The following is a 19732-nucleotide window of genomic DNA, read 5'->3' as shown; positions in this document are numbered from 1 at the left end:
GGAAACCCCAGGGCGGCTCAGCGCCGGACACCCCTGGCGAGTTCGGACGCGAGCTCGCGTACCGCCGCAAGACCGGACTTCTCGTCCGGCGCGTCGAGCAGGCGCCGGATGAAGGCGGACCCGACGATGACGCCGTCGGCGTACGCCGCGACCTCGGCGGCCTGGGCGCCGTTGCCGACGCCGAGACCGACGCAGACGGGCAGCGACGTGTTCGCCCTGGTCCGCTTGACCAGGCCCTCCGCCGCCGAGCTCACGGACTCCCTGGCACCGGTCACGCCCATCAGCGAGGCCGCGTACACGAAGCCCGTGCAGCAGGCGGCGACCCGGGCGATGCGCTCGTCCGGCGAGCTGGGCGCGACGAGGAAGACCGTGTCGATGCCGGCGTCCTTGCTCGCGGCGAGCCAGGGCTCGGACTCCTCGGGCGTCAGGTCCGGCGTGATGGTCCCGACGCCGCCCGCCGAGGCGAGGTCGCGCGCGAAGCGCTCGGCGCCGTAGCGGTCGATCGGGTTCCAGTAGGTCATGACCAGCGTCGCGGCCCCCGACTTCGCCACGCCCTCGACGGTGCGCAGCACGTCGGCGATGCGGGTGCCGTTGGTCAGCGATCGGTGGACCGCGTCCTGGATGGTCGGGCCGTCCATGAGCGGATCGGAGTACGGCAGGCCGATCTCGATCACGTCGCAGCCGGCCTCGACCATCGCGGTCGCCGCGGCGACCGCGCCGTCCTTGGTCGGGAAGCCCGCCGGCAGGTAGCCGACGAGCGCGGCCCTGTCCTCGGCACGGGCCTTGTCGAACACCGCGTGGAGTGTCGTCATCGGGATGCCCTATCGATGCTGATCAGAGGTTGAAGTACTTCATCGCGGTGCCCATGTCCTTGTCACCGCGGCCCGACAGGTTCACCAGGATGAGAGCGTCGGGGCCGAGCTCGCGGCCCAGCCGCAGCGCGCCCGCGAGCGCGTGCGAGGACTCGATGGCCGGGATGATGCCCTCGGTGCGGGCGAGCAGGGCGAAGGCCTCCATGGCCTCCGCGTCGGTCACGCCCTCGTAGGTGGCCCGGCCGGTGTCCTTGAGCCACGCGTGCTCCGGGCCCACACCGGGGTAGTCGAGGCCGGCCGAGATCGAGTGGGACTCGATCGTCTGGCCCTCCTCGTCCTGCAGGACGTAGGTGCGGGCGCCGTGCAGCACGCCGACGCTGCCCTCGGTCAGGGTCAGCGCGTGCTCGCCGGTCTCCGCGCCCCGGCCGCCGGCCTCGTAGCCGTACAGCCGGACGTCCTGGTCCTCGACGAAGGCGTGGAAGACGCCGATGGCGTTCGAGCCGCCGCCGACGGCGGCGCAGACGGCGTCCGGCAGCCTGCCGGTGAGCTCCAGGACCTGACGGCGGGCCTCCACGCCGATGATCCTGGCGAAGTCGCGCACGATCTCAGGGAACGGGTGCGGACCCGCGACGGTGCCGAACAGGTAGTGGGTGTGGTCGACGTTGGTGACCCAGTCGCGGAACGCCTCGTTGATGGCGTCCTTGAGGGTCTGGCTGCCGTTGGTGACGGGCACGACCGTCGCGCCGAGGAGCTTCATCCTGGCGACGTTGAGCGCCTGGCGCTCGCAGTCGACGGCGCCCATGTAGATGACGCACTCCAGGCCCATGAGCGCCGCGGCGGTGGCGGTGGCCACGCCGTGCTGGCCCGCCCCGGTCTCCGCGATGACGCGCCGCTTGCCCAGCCGCTTGGTCAGCAGCGCCTGGCCGAGCACGTTGTTGATCTTGTGTGCGCCCGTGTGGGTGAGGTCCTCGCGCTTGAGCAGGATCCGCGCGCCGCCCGCGTGCTCGGCGAACCGCGGCACCTCGGTCAGCGTCGTGGGACGGCCGGCGTACGTGCGCAGCAGGTGGTCGAACTCGCGCAGGAAGCCCAGGTCGGTCTTGGCCTTCTCGTACTCCGCGGCGACCTCGTCGAGGGCCGGGATGAGCGCCTCCGGAACATACCTGCCGCCGAAGATGCCGAACTTGCCGTTGATGTCCGGGTCGTTGCCGTGGACGCCGTTGCCGGCCAGGTCCGCGGGGGTGAGGATCATCCCCTCCGTCGCGGTCACGTGGCCTCCTTCCGATGCGCTGTCGTTCACGAGTGCCTCTCGGAGCCGGTGTCCTGCCGGGAGGCCGGGTGGGCGCCCGCGGTCACGAGGTCGTTGACCGCCGCCTTGGGGTCCCTGCCGGTGACCAGGCTCTCGCCGACCAGGACGGCGTCCGCCCCCGCCCTCGCGTACGCGAGCAGGTCGTGCGGGCCGCGCACCCCGGACTCGGCGACCTTGATGACGCCGTCCGGCACCTTGGGCGCGAGCTTGGCGAACACCTCGCGGTCCACCTCAAGCGTCTTGAGGTTGCGGGCGTTCACCCCGATGATCTTGGCGCCGGCGTCGACCGCCCGGGCCAGCTCCTCCTCGGTGTGCACCTCGACGAGCGGGGCGAGCCCGATCGACTCGGCCCGCTCGATCAGCGAGACGAGCGCCTGCTGGTCGAGGGCCGCCACGATGAGCAGGGCGAGGTCGGCGCCGTGCGCCCTGGCCTCCCACAGCTGGTAGGAGGTGACGATGAAGTCCTTGCGCAGGACGGGGATGTCCACGGCCGCGCGCACGGCCGCGAGGTCGGCGAGCGTGCCGCCGAACCTGCGCCGCTCCGTGAGCACGCTGATGACGTGGGCGCCGCCCTCCTCGTAGTCCGCCGCGAGGGCGGCGGGGTCGGCGATCGCGGCGAGCGCGCCCTTCGAGGGGCTCGACCGCTTCACCTCCGCGATGACCGACACCCGGTCGCCGCCGAGCGCGGCGTAGGCGTCCCGGGGTTCGGGTGCGCGGGCGGCGAGCCGCTTGAGCTCTTCGATCGGCACGTCGCGCTGCCGCTCCTCGAGGTCCTCCCGGACGCCCGAGATGATGTCCTCAAGAACACTCACGCGTCCTCCTCGCCTTCGGCTCGGAGCTCACGCGATCTGCCTGTCCGCTCGCTCACGCGTAAGGGTCCCTCCGGTCGGCTGCTCTGCGTGTCCTGCCCTGCGATGGTATCGGCCCGTCTCGCGTCGAGCCGCCACCGGGTCGATTCACGGTGCGAGGAATTGCCCGAAAGGCGTATTACGCACCACCCCGAAGACGGCCGCGACGGCGAGGAGTCCCCACAGGTACGCGGGGCGCGCGCTGTCCGGGCGCATGGGCCGTCCCTGCCATGATCGTAACGCCCATCGGGCCCACAACGTGATTACGACAGGAACGCAGAAGACAAAGAGCAGGTTCATCCGCGCCGCCCCGGCGATGTCGGCGTGGGCGAGGTCGTGCACGGCGCGCAGCGCGCCGCACCCGGGGCAGTAGAGGCCGGTCAGGTAATAGAGCGGGCAGACGGGGTAGTGACCCGGTTCGTGCGGGTCGACCACCGCCAGGCATGTCACCGCCGCGGCCAGAACGACCGCGGCGCCGAACGGCGCGCACAGCGACCGCACCCGGTCGCGCACGCGCCGTCCGGTGACTTCCATGGAGGTCAGCCTAACGCGGGGCTCGCACGACCACGGTGCCGACGATCTTGTCGGCGAAGGTCTGGCGCTTGGCGTCCCAGAGCGGCCACAGGTAGCCGATGTAGCAGGGCAGGCCGTCCACGATGTGGCAGATGTACCGGACGACGGCCATGCCGAATCCGATGTACTCGCCGGTCTGCTCCTTGACCGTCTGGATGCCGACGACCTTCTTGCCGACCGTCTGGCCGGTGGTGCCCTCCTTGTGCTTCAGCCACAGGCCCAGGCCGAGGGCGACGACGATGGCCAGGAGGGAGAGCACCAGGCCGATGCCGAAGCCGGAGCCGACCTGGCCGGTCTCCTGGTCCACCGAGCCGGCGCTCAGGGCGCTGCCGATGATGCTCAGGATCCAGGTGGGGACGCCGACGATGAGGCCGTCGATCAGCGTGGCGCCGACGCGCAGGCCCCAGTGCGCGAGCTCGGGAGCCGGGTAGCCCCCGGGCTGGCCGTACGCGCCGCCGTACTGGGCGCCGTACTGACCGCCGTACTGGTCGCCGGCGGGCGCGGACGGGTAGCCCTGCGGCGGCGGGTAACCGCCACCCTGGGGGTAGCCGCCCTGGGGAGGCGGGTAGCCGCCCTGCGGCGGGGGGTAGCCGCCCTGCGGGCCGGGCTGGTTCTGCGGGTAACCACCCGGGTTGTAGCCCGGGTCGTTGCCGTACGTCATGGAATGCTCCTGCGTGAGTGGGGGAAAAGGGGTCTCGGATCTTCTCAGCGCGACAAGACCGGAGACGGCCCCGAGAATCCGCGGAGCGCCGCATGGAGACGGGCCGGGGATGCCGGAGAGAAGTGACGCGACGACCACGCCGTTGCCGCCCGCGCCGGAAGGTGGCCGGCGCTGATGCGGACCGGACGGAGGAGATGGCGACGACCGCCGGACACCGGCGGCAGGTCACCCCGGCCGGGCCGGCGGCCGTGGCCGCCTGTGCCGCCCAGCCGACTCCCGTGGCTCATTCGGTCTCCTACGCGACGATCAGAGGTCGGCGGGAAGCCTATCGGCAGCAGGGCGGCCGGCCGGGGCAAGACTTAGCTTTGTGGACAATTTGTAATCGAGGTGTAAACGGCCCAACACGCACCGGAGAGCTGCTCTCCAGCCGGTGGACGGGCTACGCGGTGGGGTCCTCACCCTCGTCGATGGCGTCCCACATCGCCCTGTCGGCGTCCTTGACCCTCGCGGTGCCGCCGCCCGTTCCGGTGTGCCCGGCCCCCCGCTCGTACCTGCTCGACATGCCGGGCCAGCGCGCGCTCAGGATCGCCGCCGCCACGCCCGCCCCGGCCAGGACGAGCCCGCCCACGACGGTGAGCAGCGGCCAGACCCAGGCGCGCGACTCCACGGAGATGTGACCGGAGGACGTCACCGCGGTCGTCATGTGCCGCGCGGCCACGGACAGGATCGTCGCCTCGCGCGTGCCGTCCCAGGCCCCGGCCGCGACCGCCACGCCGAGGAGGGCGACCACCACGCTCGTCACGCGCCGCGCGGCCCCCCGGGTCGCCGGCACGGCCAGCACGGCGGCGAGCGCGGCCAGCGCGGCGGGGGTGAGCCAGGCCACCAGGTCGTTGCCGGTGAGGGAGCCGCTGCCCGCTCCGGCGGGGCCTTCCGCCGTGCCTTTCACGGTGCCGAGCGCGACCCACACGCGGCCCGCGGCGAGCAGCGCGAGCCCGCCGCCTGCGGCGCAGGCGGCCAGCCACACCAGCAGCGAGCGCCGCGCCGTACGCGCCTGGTCGCGGGCGGGAGCGGGGGCGGTCACGGCGCGCCGCTCACGTCGAGGACGTCGGCGTCGAAGCAGGTGCGGTCGCCGGTGTGGCAGGCCGCCCCCACCTGGTCGACCTTGAGCAGGATCGTGTCGCCGTCGCAGTCGAGCGCCACGTGCTTGACCCACTGCACGTGGCCGGAGGTGTCGCCCTTCACCCAGTACTCCCCCCGGCTGCGGGACCAGTAGGTCGCCCGGCCGGTGGTGAGCGTGCGGTGCAGCGCCTCGTCGTCCATCCAGGCGAGCATGAGCACCTCTCCGGTGTCGTGCTGCTGGACGATCGCGGGCACCAGGCCGTCCGGCGTGCGCTTCAGCCGGTCGGCGATCTTGGGGTCGAGGGCCATGAGGCCAATTCTGCCGCAGCCCCCGGCCGCCCCCGCCGCCGCTATGCGGACGCGGCGGTCACCAGCGACAGCGGAAGATCGCCCACTCGGCGTACGGCGTGCTCCTCGCCGCCCCGGCCGCCCCGGTAGACCGATCCCGTGACCCAGGTCGCGGTGTTGGACGCGACGACCCGGCCCTCGTCGTTGACGAGGAACGCCGGGCCCGGGATCGCGCGCAGCGCCGGGAGCACCGCGGCCTCGAACCGCCGGACGAACACGTCGGCCGCGGCCACCCCGGCGAAGGTCCCGCCCGCCAGCACGGGCACCGACAGCGTGAGGCTGTACTCGTCGGTGCACAGATAGTCGACGTACGGCCCGCAGATCGTGCGCTCCGCGCCGGACGACGGGCCGGCGTACCAGTCCCAGTGGGTGTAGTCGTAGAAGGCGCTGCTCGCCGGGTCCATGTCCCGCAGGAGCTGCACGGGATCTCCGGAGGGGTTCTCCTGCCACCACTCCAGGTACCACGGCGCGTCGGCCAGCAGGCCGGGCGCGGCGATGAAGCCGATCCCCGCGATCAGGGCGGGCAGATGGGCGGGCATGTGCGCGGACAGCGCGCCGCCGCGCAGCCGGGCCCACAGCAGCGGGCGCAGCGCCGCGAGGTCGGCCGCCACCGGGCGGCGCGTGCCGCCGGCGGGCAGGGCGCAGGCGACGGCGGCGTCGCGGACCTCGCGCAGCGCCTCGAAGACGCCCTCGGCCGCCTCGCGCACCCGCGCCACCGCCGCGGCGGCGCGGTCGTGGCCGGCCTGCGCAAGAGACGCCACTGTGCTCATGCCTGTCACTCCCGCAGACGCAGCCGAAGCTCGATGAGGTGTCGTGTCGCGTCGAGCACGTGCCGCTCGGCGACGGCCCTGGCCTGCTCGCCGTCGCCGCGCTCGACGGCCTCGGCGATGGCGCGATGCTGTGCCGCCGTCTCATGGTGCCCGCCCGGGCCCTCGTGCGGAAGCCAGAGCAACGCTCCGATGTCAGCCTGTAACCGGATCTCCTCCTGAGTGAGGCGAGCCGACTGCGAGGCCGCCGCGACCTCGATGTGGAACCGGCCGTCGAGCCTGCGCAGCCGGGCGCACGCCTCCGCGGACCCGGCCGCCTCCGGCGCGGCGGCGACGGCGTCCATCTCGTCCAGCGTGCGCCGCAGGGGCGCGACGTCCGAGGGCAGCGAGCGCTCGGCGGCGAGCCGGGCCGCCGCCCCCGCGATGGCCGCGTAGTGGTCGCCGAAGTCGCGCAGCTCGTCGGGGGCGAACGCGCGCAGCCGCGCCAGGAGGTCGATCCCGGCGGGACGCCGCACGAAGCTGCCGCCGCCCCGCCCGCGCCGCGTCTCGACCATCCCCTGCTGGCGCAGCGCCATGAGCGCCTCCCGCAGGGTCACGGTGGAGACACCGAGCCGGCCCGCGAGCTCGGCCTCGCTGGGCAGCTGCTCCCCGTCGGCGAGCAGGCCGACCGCGATCGCGTCGGCGAGCCGCCGGACCACGGCGTCCACCCGGGCGGTGCTGTCCACGGGTGAGAAGACGGCCAGGCGGGCCATGTTCACGGTCGCACTCCTGTTCGCCCGCGCCGTCGCGAAAAATCGGGCCTCCGCGGAAGTTCACAACAGTGATACCGGATCGGGTCTTTACGCGAAACATTTAACTCCATATGTTTCAGGTCATGCCAGACCAAGCAGTCAGTCTTCGCGGCCTGCGCAAGAACTTCGGGCCGGTCGAGGCCGTGGCCGGGATCGATCTCGACGTCGCCGACGGGGAGTTCTTCGCGATGCTCGGGCCGTCCGGGTCGGGGAAGACCACCGTGCTGCGCATGATCGCCGGGTTCGAGTCGCCCACGGCGGGCACGGTCGAGCTGGGCGGGCGTGACGTCACGCGGCTCGCGCCGTTCGAGCGCGACGTGAACACGGTCTTCCAGGACTACGCGCTGTTCCCCCACATGAGCGTGCTGGACAACGTCGAGTACGGCCTGCGGGTGAAGAAGGTGCCGCGAGCGGAGCGGCGCGAGCGGGCGCTCGCCGCGCTGCGCTCGGTGCGGCTCGAGGGCTTCGAGAAGCGGCGCCCGGCCCAGTTGTCCGGCGGCCAGCGCCAGCGGGTCGCGCTGGCCCGCGCGCTGGTCAACCGGCCGCGCGTGCTGCTGCTCGACGAGCCGCTCGGCGCGCTCGACCTCAAGCTCCGCGAGGAGATGCAGGTCGAGCTGAAGGCGATCCAGCGGGAGGTCGGCATCACGTTCCTGTTCGTGACCCACGACCAGGAGGAGGCGCTGACGATGAGCGACCGGATCGCGGTGTTCGACCAGGGCAGGATCGAGCAGATCGGCACCCCCGCCGAGGTGTACGAGCGCCCGGCCACCGCCTTCGTCGCCTCGTTCGTGGGCACCTCCAACCTCGTCTCCGGCGAGGCCGCGCGGGCCGTGCTGGGCAGGGAGGGCACCTTCAGCGTCCGGCCCGAGAAGCTGCGCGTCGTGCTCGGCGAGGAGCCGCCGGCACCGGACGAGCACGAGGCCGCCGGTGTGATCCGCGAGGTCGTGTACGCCGGTCCGGCGACCCGGTTCGTCGTGGACCTCGACGCGGGCGGGCGCCTGATCGCCCTCCAGCAGAACCTGGAGGCGTCCTCCATGGACGTGACGGGCCTGCGCGGCGCCCGCGTCCGCCTCGTGTGGAACCGCCGGCACGAGTTCCCCATCGACACCCCGGCCGAGCCGGTCGCCGCCGGCTGACGCCGGCTGACTCCGCCACCGCGCCCCCGGCACCGCGCCCAGGCACCGCGCCCAGGCACCGCGCCCAGGCACCGCGCCCCCCGGCACCACTCACAGCAAGGAGAACCACGATGCGGTCCCCCCGTCCGCGTTTCGCCAGGCCGTCTCTCGTCGTCACCGCCGCGCTCGCCCTCGCGGCCGTCGCGGGCTGCGGCGGCGGCTCGTCCACCGACGGCGGCGGCTCGGCCGCGGCCCCCGGCGGCGCCTTCACCCCGCCGAAGATCGAGACCCTGAAGTCCCTCGGCCCCGGCGAGGGACAGGTCAACCTCGTCGCCTGGGCCGGCTACGCGGAGGACGGCTCCAACGACCCCAAGGTCGACTGGGTCCACCCGTTCGAGAAGGCCACCGGCTGCACGGTCAACACCAAGACCGCGGGCACGTCCGACGAGATGGTCAACCTGATGAAGACCGGCGAGTACGACGCGGTGTCGGCGTCCGGCGACGCCTCGCTGCGCCTGATCGCCTCCGGCACGGTCGCGCCGGTCAACACCGACCTCGTGCCCAACTACAAGGACGTGTTCGAGGGGCTGAAGCTCAAGCCGTGGAACTCGGTCAACGGGGTCGCGTACGGCATCCCGCACGGCCGCGGCGCGAACCTCCTCATGTGGCGCACGGACACGGTGAACCCGGCCCCCGACTCCTGGGGCGTCGTGTTCGACCCCGCCTCGCCCTACAAGGGCAAGGTGACGGCGTACGACTCCCCCATCTACATCGCCGACGCCGCGCTCTACCTCATGTCGGCCAGGCCCGAGCTGGGGATCAAGGACCCGTACGCGCTGGACGAGACGCAGCTCAAGGCCGCGGTCGACCTGCTCAAGCAGCAGAAGCAGAACATCGGCGAATACTGGTCCGACTACACCAAGGCGGTGCAGTCGTTCAAGTCCGGCGACACGGCCGTGGGCACGACCTGGCAGGTGATCGCCAACCTGGTGGAGGCCGACAAGGCGCCGGTGCAGACGACGCTGCCCAAGGAGGGCTCCACCGGCTGGTCGGACACGTGGATGGTCGCCGCGCAGGCCAAGCACCCCAACTGCGCCTACGAGTGGCTCGACTGGATCATCTCCCCCACGGCCAACGCGCAGGTGGCCGAGTGGTTCGGCGAGGCGCCGGCCAACGCCAAGGCGTGCGAGCAGACGTCCGACAAGTCCTTCTGCGACACCTACCACGCGACCGACGAGGAGTACTTCTCCAAGGTCCACTACTGGACCACGCCGATCGCGCAGTGCCTCGACGGGCGCACCGACGTCAAGTGCACCGACTACTCCGAGTGGACCCGGGCCTGGACCGAGATCAAGGGCTGAGCGCTCCCCGGGGGACGGCCGCCCGGCCGTCCCCCCTCGGCCGCATGAGCAGCCCCACGGAGAGAAGACGATGACGACCCTCACGACGACGGCCGCCTCCCCCGGGATGCGGAGGCGGGCCGCCTCATTCCTGCACCGGCACGCCGGCGTGCGGCTGTCGCTGCTGCTGTCGGCGCCCCTGGCCTGGCTGGGACTGGCCTACCTGGGCGCGCTCGCCGCCCTTCTGGTCACCGCGTTCTGGTCGACGGACGTGTTCACCGGTGACGTGGTCAAGGTGTTCACCTGGGCCAACTTCACCGATCTGGTCACCGGCGAGGTCTATCGCACGGTCGCCCTGCGCTCGATCGGCGTGGCCGCGGCGGTCACGCTGATCGACCTGGTGGTGGCCTTCCCCATGGCGTTCGCGATGGCCAAGCTGGCCTCGCCGCGTGCCCAGCGCTGGCTCGTGATCGCCGTGCTCACCCCATTGTGGGCGTCCTACCTGGTCAAGGCGTACGCGTGGCGGGTGATGCTGTCCTCGGACGGCGTGCTCGGCTGGGGTTACGGCCTGACCGCCACCGTGGTGACCCTGTCGTACCTGTGGCTGCCGTACATGATCCTGCCGATCTACGCGGGGCTCGAACGGCTGCCGAACTCGCTGCTCGACGCGGCCGGGGACCTCGGCGCGCGCCCGTGGCGGACGTTCCGCACGGTGGTCTGGCCGCTGACCTTCCCCGCCGCCGTGGCGGGGTCGATCTTCACGTTCTCCCTCTCCCTGGGCGACTACATCACCGTGAAGATCGTCGGTGGCAAGACCCAGCTCATCGGCAACGTGGTCTACGACAACATCGGCGCGGCCAACAACCTGCCCTTCGCCGCCGCCGTCGCCACCGTCCCCGTCGTGATCATGCTGGTCTACCTCGCGGCCGTACGCCGCACCGGCGCGCTGGAGAACCTGTGAGAGAGCGAAGCGAACGAACCGGCGACCGGATCCACCGGCGGGCGGAGGAGGCCCGGTGAACCTGTCTCGTACGGCCCGGACGCTGCTGCGGGCGGCGCTGGTGGCCGGCCTGGCCGTGATCTACGTGCCGCTGGCCGTGGTGCTGCTCAACTCGTTCAACTCCGACCGGACCTTCTCCTGGCCGCCCGCCGGGTTCACGCTGCGCTGGTGGGGCGCCGCCTGGGGCTCGGCCGGCCTGCGCGACGCGCTGTGGACCTCGGTCCAGGCGGGCCTCGGCGCGACCGCGATCGCGCTCGTGCTCGGCACGATGGCCGCCTTCGCGGTGCAGCGCTACCGGTTCTTCGGCCGGGAGACGGTCTCGCTGGTGATCGTGCTGCCCATCGCCCTGCCCGGCATCGTGACCGGCATCGCGCTGAGCAACACGTTCCACACGGTGCTCGGCCTGCCTCTCGGGCTGCTGACCGTGATCGTGGGCCACGCGACGTTCTGCGTGGTCACCGTCTACAACAACGTGCTGGCCCGGCTGCGCCGCATGGGCCTGAACCTGGAGGAGGCGTCGGCCGACCTCGGGGCGGACACGTTCACCACGTTCCGCCTGGTGACGTTCCCGATGATGCGCTCGGCGCTGCTCGCGGGCGGGCTGCTCGCCTTCGCGCTGTCGTTCGACGAGATCATCGTCACGACGTTCACCGCCGGGGCCGGCGTCCGCACGCTGCCGATCTGGATCTTCGAGAACCTGTTCCGGCCCAACCAGGCGCCGGTGGTCAACGTGGTCGCCGCCGCGCTGATCCTGCTGTCGGTGATCCCGATCTATCTGGCCCAGCGCCTGTCCGGCGGCGACCCGCAGACCCACTGAGGCGACCCGCCCGCCGGACTACCCGGCGTCATCCCGGCACCACCGCCGTCGAGGCGATCTCGACCAGCAGGTCCTCCCGGGCCAGCCCGGCCACCACGATCAACGAGTTGATCGGGTAGTCCCCCTCGGGGAACCACTCGGCGAGCACCTCGCCGATGCCGCGGCGCACTCCGGGAAGCGCCTCCCGGCTCGCGACCATCGTGAACAGCGAGACCAGCCCCTCCGCCGGGGTGCCTCCGGCGTCCTCGACGACCGCCGCGATGTTGCGCAACGCCTGGACGGTCTGCCCGTACGCGTCCGGGGCGACCGTTCCGTCGGGGGCGTTGCCGATCTGCCCCGCGATGTGCAGGACGGCGGCGTCCGGCGAGACCCGCGCCGCATGGCTGTACGCGCCGAGGGGCGGGGCGATCCTGTCCGTGCTGCGCCGCTCGACCAGCACCGGCTTCCCCACGATGTCCCCCATGTTCCGCTCGCTCCCGCTCCTGCCGCCGCCCTGGCGGTGATCTCCTTCATGACGGCCGTCAAGATACCCAACGCCTCGCCGGCCTCCTCGGGCCGGGCGGACAGCGGCCTCTCCGACGCCGTACGGACCTGATCAGGGACGGAAGACGTCGGCCGCGGTGATCGGCAGGACGCCCTCGCGCACGTGGGTGACCTCCTCACGGGCGCACACGGCGTAGGTGAGCGCGTCCACGTCGCCGGTGAGTTTCGCCGCCTTGCGCGACAGGCGCGCCCGCAGCCGTTCCGCGTCCACGGTGCGGCTCCACTCGGCCTCGCCGACGAGGACCGGAACGCGCGTGCGGGCGGGTTCCGCGAGCACGACGGCGTCGATCTCGTCCTGGCCGTCGTCCTTCCACCAGGGTCCGACGGCGACGACCCGGGGCCCGAGCTCCCTCGCCGCCGCGCGCCGCCGCAGGTGGTCTCGGAACGCCTCCTCGTAGACCTGCCCGAGATGCTCGCTCATCGCCTCGTACAGGGCCTGGACGACGTCCGGCCCGGCGCCCAGCTCGATGTCGGCCCGATAACGCGAGAGCGGGCCCAGGTAGAAGGCGAGGAAGGGGTTGACGAATCCCAGCCTTCATTACTGGCAGGGGACGTCGCTGACGTCCAACGTCGGTGACGTTCGACGTCAGTGACGCGGCATTCAGCGGACGGTGGTGGCGGTGGTCCAGGAGGCGTAGAGGTCGGCGTACACGCCGGGCTGCTCGACCAGGACGGCGTGCGGGCCGCGCTGGACGATCCGGCCGTGCTCGAACACGATGACCTCGTCGGCCGCCTGGGCGGTGGACAGGCGGTGGGCGATCGAGACGGCCGTACGGCCACGGGTGATGCCGTCGAGGGCGCGGGCGAGGCGCACCTCGGTGGCGGGGTCCACGGCGGAGGTGGCCTCGTCGAGCAGCAGCAGGTCGGGGTCGGCGAGGTAGGCGCGGGCGAGCGCGACGAGCTGGCGCTCGCCGGCGGAAAGGGACTCGCCCCGCTGGCCGACCGGGCTGTCGAGGCCGGCGGGCAGGCCGTCGAGCCAGTCGGCCAGGCCGAGCTCGGTCAGCGCCCGGGTGATCTCCTCCCGGGTCGCCGAGGGCCGTCCGAAGCGGATGTTGTCCTCAAGCGTCGAGTCGAACAGGAACCCGTCCTGCGGCACCATGACGATCCGCTCTCGGAGCGAGGAGAAGCTCACCGTGCGCAGGTCGGTGCCGTCCACGAGGATCCGGCCGGAGGTGGGGTCCATGAGCCGGGTGAGCAGCTTGGCGAAGGTCGTCTTGCCCGAGCCGGTCTCCCCCACCACGGCGATCCGCGTGCGCGGCGGGATCTCGACCGACACGTCGTGGAGCACCGGCGGCCCGCCGGGGTAGGCGAAGCCCACGCCGTCGAAACGGACCGAGATCGGGCCGCGCGGCAGCGTCGCACCGTTCTCGGGGTCGGCCACGTCGGCCGGGGTGTCGAGCACGCCCAGGATGCGCCGCCAGCCGGCGATCGCGTTCTGCGCCTCGTTCAGCACCTCGGTCGCGGTCTGCAGCGGGCTGATGAACAGCGTGATCAGGAACAGGAACGCGATGAGCCGCCCGGCCGTGATCGAGCCGCCGACGCCCAGCCAGACCCCGGCCACGACCACCAGCGCGACCGTGATCGAGGCGACCAGCTCGGTGACCGGGAACGTGAACCCGACGATCTTCTGGGCCCGGGTCTGCGCCGCGCGCATCCCGTCCACCGCCGTGTCGATCCGGTCGGCGGTGCGGTCCTCCGAGCCGTACGCCCGGATCACCGCGCTGCCGACGACCGACTCGCTGACGGCGGCGAGGACGTCGCCGGCGCGCTCGCGCACCTTGGTGTACGCCTTGGCCACCAGGCGCTGGAAGCGGGGCAGGGCCAGCACCAGCGGCAGGAAGCAGGCCCACACCAGCAGCGTGAGCTGCCAGGAATAGACGGCCATGAGCACGGTCGCCACCACGAGCTGGCCGGCGGACACGATGACCATCAGCCCGCCCCACTGCATGAACGTGCTGATCTGGTCGACGTCGCCGGTCACGCGGGACACCAGGCCGCCGCGCCGCTCGGTGTTCTGCGTCAGCACCGACAGGTCGTGCACGTGGCGGAAACCCTTGCCGCGCAGGGCCGCCAGGCCCGACTCGGTGGAGCGGTAGAGCCGGACGTTCATCAGGTAGCCGCACAGCGCGGTCAGCACGACGGCGAGGGCGCACAGGACGACCGCGTTCCGGATGAACGGCAGGTCGGGCTCGCCCGACCCCAGGCCGCGGTCGATCACCTGCTGTACGGCGATGGGGACGACGACCTTGCCCAGTGTCGCCAGCACGGCCAGCACGAGCGTGCCGGTGAGCCCGCGGCGGAACTCCGGCGACAGCCGCAGGCCCTGCCTGAGCGTCTCCAGGGCGCTCCGGTCGGCCGACCGCAGAGACGAGGTCTCTCCCGTGGCCGTGTCGTTCACGGCGGTCACCGCGTCACGCTCCTCGTCAGGGTCCTCGTCAGGGTCCTCGGGCCGGGCGTCATGCCACGACCTCCTCATCGGTGTCTTCGAACGCGGCGCGTTCGGCCTCCTCGCGCTCGTAGGCGGTGACGAGGTCGCGGTAGCCCGCGCAGCGGGCCAGGAGCTGCTCGTGGGTGCCGTGGTCGGCGACCACGCCCTGCTCCAGGTAGACGACCTCGTCGGCCAGCGCGATCGTCGCCATCCGGTAGGCGACCACGATCACCGTGGCCTCGGCGGCCCCGTCGCGCAGGCCGTACAGGATGCGCTTTTCGACCTGCGGGTCGACGCTGGAGGTGGCGTCGTCGAGGATGAGCAGCCGGGGCTCGCGCACGACCGCGCGGGCGAGGGCGAGACGCTGGCGCTGGCCGCCCGACAACGTCGCGCCGCGCTCGCCGATCCGGGTGTCGAGGCCGGACGGCAGGGCGCTGACGAAGCCGTCGGCCTGCGCGAGCCGCAGCGCGGCCCAGATGCGCTCGTCCGGCACCTGGCCGCCGAGCGCGATGTTGCCGCGCACGGTGTCGTCGAACAGGAACGTCTGCTGCGGCACGAGTGCCACCGAGGCGCTCACCTCGCCCCTGGCCACCTCGCGCAGATCGACGCCGTCGACGCGGACGACGCCCTCGCCGGGGTCGATCAGGCGCGCGAGCAGCTGGGTGAGCGTCGACTTGCCCGCCCCGGTCGGCCCGACGAGCGCGATCGTACGGCCCGGCGCCACGGCGAAGCTCACGTCCTTCAGCACGGGGTTGCCCGGCACGTACGCGTAGGAGACGCCCTCGGCCTCCACCCGGGCCGGGCCGGAGTCGTCCAGGCGGGCGGTGCCGTACTCCATGGAGCCGGTGGCGTCGAGGACGTCCCTGACCCGCGTCCAGCCGACGACGCTGCGCGGCAGCTCGGCCAGCACCCAGCCCAGCGCCCGGATCGGGAAGGCGAGGAGGGTGAACAGGTAGGCCACCTGGATCAGGTCGCCCGCCGCGACGCCGCCCGACTCCAGCCGCAGCGCCCCGACGAGCAGCACGGCGAGCACGCCCAGCGTGGGCAGCGCCTCCAGCATGGGGTCGAACAGCCCGCGGATCCGGCCGACGGCGACGTTGGCGTCGCGCAGCGCGTCGGCCTTGGCCTGGAAGCGCGCGGCCTCCGCGTCCTCGCGGCCGAGGGTCTTGACGACGAGCGCGCCGTCGAAGCTCTCGTGGGCGACCTCGCTCACCTCGGCCCGCAGCTGCTGGGCCCGCATCGCGAGCGGGGAGAGCCTGCGCTGGTAGACCAGGTTGAGCACGGCCACGGCCGGGAAGATCAGGAAGCCGACGACGGCGAGCACCGGGTCGACCAGCACGATCGCCACGGCGGCCGTCACCAGCATCACGACCACGCCCACCGCCATCGGCAGCGGGGCGAGCGGCGCCCAGGCCGCCTCGACATCGGAGTTGGCGTTGGACAGCAGCTGCCCGGTCGGGTGGCGGTGGTGCCAGGCGAGGGGCAGCCGCAGGTACTGCCGCGTAACGGCGCGGCGGGAGTGGGCCTGCATGCGGTATTGGTGGATCCCGGCCATGATGCGCCGGCCCATGATCCCGGCGGCCTTGAGCACCGCCACGCCCACGATCAGCAGGGCCGCCACGACCAGCGTGCCCGAGCTCGCCGCGCCGTCCCGGAACGCGGGCAGCACCGCGTTGTCGGTCGCCCAGCCGAGCGCCCAGGACGCGGCGACGGTCATCGCGCCGTAGACGGCGCTGGCGACGACCGCGCCGGTGAAGATCTTCGGCTCGGTTCTGATCGCCACACCGATGACCTTGAGACCCTGGAGCATGACTGAGCTGCCGGGCCGCGCGGGTGACTCCTTGGTCGGCACGCGGTGCGTTCCTTCCGATCGGGGGACCTGCCGGGGCCGCTCCCTGTGAGCACCCCGAAGGGGGACGTTACTCACTCGGGGACGCCGCCGGATCGGTCACCGGACCGACGCCGCCCGAGTCCTTGGTCCTAGTTACTCCCTATCATCCTGATCAACCGGTTTATTCCTCGGACACCCGCGGCCGCCGGTCCGGGCGGGACGAGGGACGCATAGGCTGATCGCGTGACACACGCCCAGACAGAGCGCGCGGCGCTCTGCGACCTGCTCGACCGCCTCGGCCCCGAGGCGCCCACGCTGTGCGAGGGATGGGCGACGGCGGACCTCACGGCCCACCTCGTCCTGCGCGAGCGCCGGCTCGACGCCGCGCCCGGCATCGCGCTGCCGTTCATGGCGGGCTACACCGCCGCGGTGCAGGAGCGCGTCAAGCGCCGCCACCCCTATCCCGAGCTGGTCGAGCTCGTCCGTCAGGGCCCGCCGCGCTGGACGCCGTACGGGCTGGTCCCCGGCCTGGACGAGATCGTCAACACGGCGGAGTTCTTCGTCCATCACGAGGACGTACGGCGGGCGCAGGCCGGCTGGGAGCCCCGCGTCGTCCCCCGGGACCTCCAGGAGACGTTCTGGAAGCGGCTGCGCGGCGGCGCCCGGCTCTTCCTGCGCAAGGCCCCCGTGGGGGTCGTGCTCCGCCGTCCCGACGGGACGAAGACCGCCGGGCGGATGGCCGAGCCCGCCGTGGTGGTCACCGGCGAGCCGTCGGAGCTGCTGCTGTTCGCGTTCGGCAGGCAGGCGCACGCCCGGGTCACGTACGACGGGGACGCGGCGGCGGTCGCCCGGCTCCAGGATGCCCGTTTGGGGCCGTGAGGATGAATCGCGGGAGTTGTCCGGAATTCTCCACGTAAACCTCGTGCAATGGGGCAGCATGTGAAACCAGCGCACGACGTGTGGGAGCGTTTGGGAGCCCCGGATGAACCTCAAAAAGGTCCTGACCTATCTGGCCATCGCGTTCGTGGTCTTCTATTTGTTCACGCAGCCGGCGAACGCGGCGGACGCGGTCAAGAACCTGTTCGGGGGGATCGGCACGGGAGCCGAACGCCTGTCGGCGTTCTTCACGTCGCTCTTCTCGGGCTGAGGCGCGTTCGTCCGGGGCGCCGCCCCCGTTCATCCGGGGCGAAGCCCCCTGCCTGTCGGGGGCGAACCCGGACAAGCTCGAACGCGCGACCGCGCAGTGGGCCGCGGCCGACGCCGGCGATACCCGGGCCTTCCCGGACACCGTATGCCCACCATCCTCGGCAGCCCCCTGCTCACCTGGGCGGCTACGCACATTTCCGACATAGACGCTCGGTTCCGGCATGGCCCCGCTCTTCTCCCGGCCGAGCCCCGCTCGCCGCCGGCCAGAACCCGGTCGGCGGGGCCAGAACCCTGCTAGAACCCGGCTCGGCGCGGGCCAGAACCGCACTCGTTCGAGGACCGATCCCGCATGTTTCAGCGGCCGGACCCCGCTCTTTCCACGCCGCGCCGGCAGGGTCCGGACAGGCCCGCAGGTCGCCGGTATCGCGCCGCGATGAGCCGCTCCGTCCCGTCGTCTCACTATGAGGGCGGAACGGCCTCATGTCCTCTCGGCTAGTTATGATCATTACTGCCGCCGGGTACAAACGACCGGGATATCGACTGCAGGAGGCCCCCCGATGAAGGCGAAGAAGGTTCTTACGTACGCGGCCATCGCGTTCGTGGTCTTCTACCTCTACAGCCAGCCGCAAGCGGCGGCAGGAGCCGTGCGAGGCGTGTTCGACACGGTCAACACCGGAGCCAGCAGATTGGCGACCTTCTTCACCTCGGTGCTGAGTTGAGACCGTGGACCACCCGCCTCCGTTCTCCCTCAGGTAACCCCGATCACCACCACAGGCAGCGACGAACCACTAACGAACCGCACTGACAGTCAGAGCCCCGAGGCTCTCCGCCCACAGGCCGGCAGGGCATCCGCCCTTGCTCCGCCGGCCTCTCCTTTCGCGTCCCCGCGTGACCGGCCGCAGTCTCATGCCGCCCGCGCCGCCCATGCCGCCCGCACCTCCCGCGCCGCCGGCGCCTCGTAAGCGCGTACTCCGCGCTCCATAGGCGCATACTCCGCGAACGCCCCGTCATCGCCCGCCGGACGGCCTCGGCGACCTCTGGGGACGGCCCCTCGCGCTCCGCGCACACCCGACCCTGCCCGAAATCACGATAAAGAACACACAATCGTGTATGCCGGTTTTCGCCCACTATCGTCCTATTTGCGGTGATTGGGATGGACGGTTGTGCGATGTCCGGCTGACCATTTGAGGAGGGCGGACTCCGGAGCGCCGCGTGATCCTTTGACGGACAGGAGACAGCTATGCGTGCCAAGCGTTTCCCGAGCCTGCTGGGCCTGGCGTTCCTCGCCGCATTCGGTCTCGCGGCGGCCCAGCCCGCTCACGAGGCGTCCGCCGCCACGACGTGCTGGGGCGACGACTGGTGCGGCCACGGCGGCGCCTTCCAGGGGCAGTGGCAGTACCAGTCGATGGCGTCGTCGTCGCTCGGGACGGGCCCGGACGCCTACCCCACGGCGATCATCGACATCGACTGAGCACCCACCGGCCGGGGGCCGGATTCCGGCCCCCGGCGGGCGGTCAGCGCACCGGGTGACCGGCCGCGCGCAGCGTGTCCTTGACCTCGTGGATCTTGAGCTGGCCGAAGTGGAAGACCGAGGCGGCCAGCACGGCGTCCGCACCGGCCTCCACGGCGGGCGGGAAGTCCTCCAGCCGCCCGGCGCCGCCGGAGGCGATCAGCGGGACGCTCACCGCCGCCCGTACGGCACGCAGCATCTCCAGGTCGTATCCCGACTTGGTGCCGTCGCCGTCCATGGAGTTGAGCAGGATCTCGCCGACGCCGAGCTCCTCCCCGCGACGCGCCCACTCCACCGCGTCGATGCCGGTCCCCCGGCGCCCGCCGTGGGTCGTCACCTCGAACCCGGAGGGCGTGGGCGGCCCGTCGACCACCCGGCGCGCGTCCACCGACAGCACGATGCACTGCGACCCGAACCGGCGCGAGGTCTCGGTCAGCAGCTCCGGCCGCGCGATGGCCGCGGTGTTGATGCCGACCTTGTCGGCGCCCGCGCGCAGCAGCCGGTCGACGTCGTCGGCCGACCGCACGCCGCCTCCGACCGTCAACGGGATGAACACCTGCTCGGCCGTACGGCGCACCACGTCGAGCATGGTCTCGCGCTCGCCCGAGGAGGCGGTGATGTCGAGGAAGGTCAGCTCGTCGGCCCCCTCGGCGTCATAGCGCGCGGCCAGCTCGACCGGATCGCCGGCGTCCCTGAGGTTCTCGAAGTTGACCCCCTTGACCACCCGGCCCGCGTCCACGTCAAGGCAGGGGATCACCCGCACCGCCACGGTCATCG

Annotated in this window: 22 protein-coding genes; 8 read left to right on the top strand and 14 right to left on the bottom strand. The window is 72.1% G+C overall.

Annotated elements, in window-relative coordinates:
- Positions 1-17: 17 nt before the first annotated feature.
- The 9 genes from trpA to OHB01_RS24525 form a co-directional block, all read right to left on the bottom strand.
- Positions 18-812 carry a tryptophan synthase subunit alpha gene (trpA, locus tag OHB01_RS24565; protein ID WP_142645078.1) on the bottom strand — a complete coding sequence of 265 codons (795 nt, stop codon included), beginning with the start codon at positions 810-812 and terminating at the stop codon, positions 18-20.
- A gap of 22 nt (positions 813-834) precedes the next feature.
- On the bottom strand, positions 835-2061 hold the full coding sequence (gene trpB, locus OHB01_RS24560) for a tryptophan synthase subunit beta (RefSeq protein ID WP_142645231.1): 1227 nt from the start codon (positions 2059-2061) through the stop codon (positions 835-837).
- Positions 2062-2105: 44 nt separating this feature from the next.
- Positions 2106-2930 carry an indole-3-glycerol phosphate synthase TrpC gene (gene trpC / locus OHB01_RS24555; protein ID WP_142645077.1) on the bottom strand — a complete coding sequence of 275 codons (825 nt, stop codon included), beginning with the start codon at positions 2928-2930 and terminating at the stop codon, positions 2106-2108.
- Positions 2931-3074: 144 nt separating this feature from the next.
- Entirely contained in the window at positions 3075-3500 is a 426-nt protein-coding gene (locus OHB01_RS24550) for a DUF2752 domain-containing protein (RefSeq protein ID WP_328709681.1), read from the bottom strand.
- 10 nt (positions 3501-3510) lie between these two features.
- Complete coding sequence (locus tag OHB01_RS24545) at positions 3511-4200, bottom strand: RDD family protein (RefSeq protein ID WP_147942170.1); 690 nt, start codon at positions 4198-4200, stop codon at positions 3511-3513.
- Positions 4201-4639: 439 nt separating this feature from the next.
- Positions 4640-5281: a Trp biosynthesis-associated membrane protein gene (locus OHB01_RS24540; protein ID WP_168065547.1), complete on the bottom strand. Its 642-nt coding sequence runs from the start codon at positions 5279-5281 to the stop codon at positions 4640-4642.
- Positions 5278-5628 carry a phosphoribosyl-AMP cyclohydrolase gene (gene hisI / locus OHB01_RS24535; RefSeq protein WP_030509961.1) on the bottom strand — a complete coding sequence of 117 codons (351 nt, stop codon included), beginning with the start codon at positions 5626-5628 and terminating at the stop codon, positions 5278-5280. Before hisI ends, OHB01_RS24540 begins: the two co-directional genes overlap by 4 nt.
- Positions 5629-5669: 41 nt before the next feature.
- A complete protein-coding gene (locus OHB01_RS24530; protein WP_142645073.1) occupies positions 5670-6437 on the bottom strand; it encodes a hypothetical protein in 768 nt (255 codons plus the stop codon).
- Positions 6438-6442: 5 nt separating this feature from the next.
- Complete coding sequence (locus tag OHB01_RS24525) at positions 6443-7186, bottom strand: FadR/GntR family transcriptional regulator (protein ID WP_328855865.1); 744 nt, start codon at positions 7184-7186, stop codon at positions 6443-6445.
- A 122-nt stretch (positions 7187-7308) separates the two neighbouring features.
- Between OHB01_RS24525 and OHB01_RS24520 the strand changes: the two genes are divergently transcribed.
- The 4 genes from OHB01_RS24520 to OHB01_RS24505 all read left to right on the top strand — a co-directional run bounded on the left by OHB01_RS24520 (position 7309) and on the right by OHB01_RS24505 (position 11497).
- On the top strand, positions 7309-8361 hold the full coding sequence (locus OHB01_RS24520) for an ABC transporter ATP-binding protein (RefSeq protein WP_142645072.1): 1053 nt from the start codon (positions 7309-7311) through the stop codon (positions 8359-8361).
- Between the two features lie 110 nt (positions 8362-8471).
- Positions 8472-9701 (top strand): ABC transporter substrate-binding protein, encoded by a 1230-nt coding sequence (locus tag OHB01_RS24515; protein WP_328854024.1) that lies wholly within the window; start codon positions 8472-8474, stop codon positions 9699-9701.
- Between the two features lie 70 nt (positions 9702-9771).
- Positions 9772-10641, top strand: a complete 870-nt coding sequence (locus tag OHB01_RS24510; RefSeq protein WP_142645070.1) for an ABC transporter permease — start codon at positions 9772-9774, stop codon at positions 10639-10641.
- Between the two features lie 55 nt (positions 10642-10696).
- Entirely contained in the window at positions 10697-11497 is an 801-nt protein-coding gene (locus OHB01_RS24505) for an ABC transporter permease (protein ID WP_142645069.1), read from the top strand.
- Between the two features lie 28 nt (positions 11498-11525).
- Here the strand turns inward: OHB01_RS24505 and OHB01_RS24500 are convergent, their stop codons facing one another.
- The 4 genes from OHB01_RS24500 to OHB01_RS24485 all read right to left on the bottom strand — a co-directional run bounded on the left by OHB01_RS24500 (position 11526) and on the right by OHB01_RS24485 (position 16278).
- Entirely contained in the window at positions 11526-11960 is a 435-nt protein-coding gene (locus OHB01_RS24500; RefSeq protein WP_142645068.1) for a RidA family protein, read from the bottom strand.
- 132 nt (positions 11961-12092) lie between these two features.
- A complete protein-coding gene (locus tag OHB01_RS24495) occupies positions 12093-12539 on the bottom strand; it encodes a DUF234 domain-containing protein (RefSeq protein ID WP_260617041.1) in 447 nt (148 codons plus the stop codon).
- Positions 12540-12641: 102 nt separating this feature from the next.
- The gene (locus OHB01_RS24490; protein WP_328854023.1) at positions 12642-14516 is read right to left on the bottom strand and encodes an ABC transporter ATP-binding protein; all 1875 of its coding nucleotides are present in this window, start codon (positions 14514-14516) and stop codon (positions 12642-12644) included.
- On the bottom strand, positions 14497-16278 hold the full coding sequence (locus OHB01_RS24485) for an ABC transporter ATP-binding protein (protein ID WP_147942320.1): 1782 nt from the start codon (positions 16276-16278) through the stop codon (positions 14497-14499). The genes OHB01_RS24490 and OHB01_RS24485 overlap by 20 nt, the downstream gene beginning before the upstream one ends.
- A gap of 264 nt (positions 16279-16542) precedes the next feature.
- Between OHB01_RS24485 and OHB01_RS24480 the strand changes: the two genes are divergently transcribed.
- From OHB01_RS24480 to OHB01_RS24465, 4 genes are all read left to right on the top strand, one after another.
- Positions 16543-17178 (top strand): TIGR03085 family metal-binding protein, encoded by a 636-nt coding sequence (locus OHB01_RS24480; protein WP_142645065.1) that lies wholly within the window; start codon positions 16543-16545, stop codon positions 17176-17178.
- Positions 17179-17281: 103 nt separating this feature from the next.
- On the top strand, positions 17282-17446 hold the full coding sequence (locus OHB01_RS24475; RefSeq protein ID WP_168065545.1) for a hypothetical protein: 165 nt from the start codon (positions 17282-17284) through the stop codon (positions 17444-17446).
- Positions 17447-18002: 556 nt separating this feature from the next.
- Entirely contained in the window at positions 18003-18164 is a 162-nt protein-coding gene (locus tag OHB01_RS24470) for a hypothetical protein (RefSeq protein WP_167530286.1), read from the top strand.
- 521 nt (positions 18165-18685) lie between these two features.
- Entirely contained in the window at positions 18686-18916 is a 231-nt protein-coding gene (locus OHB01_RS24465) for a hypothetical protein (protein ID WP_328854022.1), read from the top strand.
- Positions 18917-18959: 43 nt separating this feature from the next.
- Here OHB01_RS24465 and hisF read toward each other — a convergent pair whose 3' ends face one another.
- Entirely contained in the window at positions 18960-19730 is a 771-nt protein-coding gene (gene hisF, locus OHB01_RS24460) for an imidazole glycerol phosphate synthase subunit HisF (RefSeq protein ID WP_142617152.1), read from the bottom strand.
- Between the last annotated feature and the right edge of the window lie 2 nt (positions 19731-19732).

This window comes from Microbispora hainanensis (genome assembly GCF_036186745.1).
GTDB lineage: Bacteria > Actinomycetota > Actinomycetes > Streptosporangiales > Streptosporangiaceae > Microbispora.
This window is presented reverse-complemented; position numbering and strand designations above follow the sequence as displayed.

Excerpts from the sequence above, each read along its gene's own strand:
- trpA (WP_142645078.1), bottom strand. The coding sequence starts at position 812 with ATGACGACACTCCACGCGGTGTTCGACAAGGCCCGTGCCGAGGACAGG.
- trpB (WP_142645231.1), bottom strand. The coding sequence starts at position 2,061 with ATGATCCTCACCCCCGCGGACCTGGCCGGCAACGGCGTCCACGGCAAC.
- OHB01_RS24550 (WP_328709681.1), bottom strand. The coding sequence starts at position 3,500 with ATGGAAGTCACCGGACGGCGCGTGCGCGACCGGGTGCGGTCGCTGTGC.
- OHB01_RS24545 (WP_147942170.1), bottom strand. The coding sequence starts at position 4,200 with ATGACGTACGGCAACGACCCGGGCTACAACCCGGGTGGTTACCCGCAG.
- hisI (WP_030509961.1), bottom strand. The coding sequence starts at position 5,628 with ATGGCCCTCGACCCCAAGATCGCCGACCGGCTGAAGCGCACGCCGGAC.
- OHB01_RS24530 (WP_142645073.1), bottom strand. The coding sequence starts at position 6,437 with ATGAGCACAGTGGCGTCTCTTGCGCAGGCCGGCCACGACCGCGCCGCC.
- OHB01_RS24525 (WP_328855865.1), bottom strand. The coding sequence starts at position 7,186 with ATGGCCCGCCTGGCCGTCTTCTCACCCGTGGACAGCACCGCCCGGGTG.
- OHB01_RS24520 (WP_142645072.1), top strand. The coding sequence starts at position 7,309 with ATGCCAGACCAAGCAGTCAGTCTTCGCGGCCTGCGCAAGAACTTCGGG.
- OHB01_RS24515 (WP_328854024.1), top strand. The coding sequence starts at position 8,472 with ATGCGGTCCCCCCGTCCGCGTTTCGCCAGGCCGTCTCTCGTCGTCACC.
- OHB01_RS24510 (WP_142645070.1), top strand. The coding sequence starts at position 9,772 with ATGACGACCCTCACGACGACGGCCGCCTCCCCCGGGATGCGGAGGCGG.
- OHB01_RS24500 (WP_142645068.1), bottom strand. The coding sequence starts at position 11,960 with ATGGGGGACATCGTGGGGAAGCCGGTGCTGGTCGAGCGGCGCAGCACG.
- OHB01_RS24490 (WP_328854023.1), bottom strand. The coding sequence starts at position 14,516 with ATGAGGAGGTCGTGGCATGACGCCCGGCCCGAGGACCCTGACGAGGAC.
- OHB01_RS24485 (WP_147942320.1), bottom strand. The coding sequence starts at position 16,278 with ATGCTCCAGGGTCTCAAGGTCATCGGTGTGGCGATCAGAACCGAGCCG.
- OHB01_RS24475 (WP_168065545.1), top strand. The coding sequence starts at position 17,282 with ATGAACCTCAAAAAGGTCCTGACCTATCTGGCCATCGCGTTCGTGGTC.
- OHB01_RS24470 (WP_167530286.1), top strand. The coding sequence starts at position 18,003 with ATGAAGGCGAAGAAGGTTCTTACGTACGCGGCCATCGCGTTCGTGGTC.
- OHB01_RS24465 (WP_328854022.1), top strand. The coding sequence starts at position 18,686 with ATGCGTGCCAAGCGTTTCCCGAGCCTGCTGGGCCTGGCGTTCCTCGCC.
- hisF (WP_142617152.1), bottom strand. The coding sequence starts at position 19,730 with ATGACCGTGGCGGTGCGGGTGATCCCCTGCCTTGACGTGGACGCGGGC.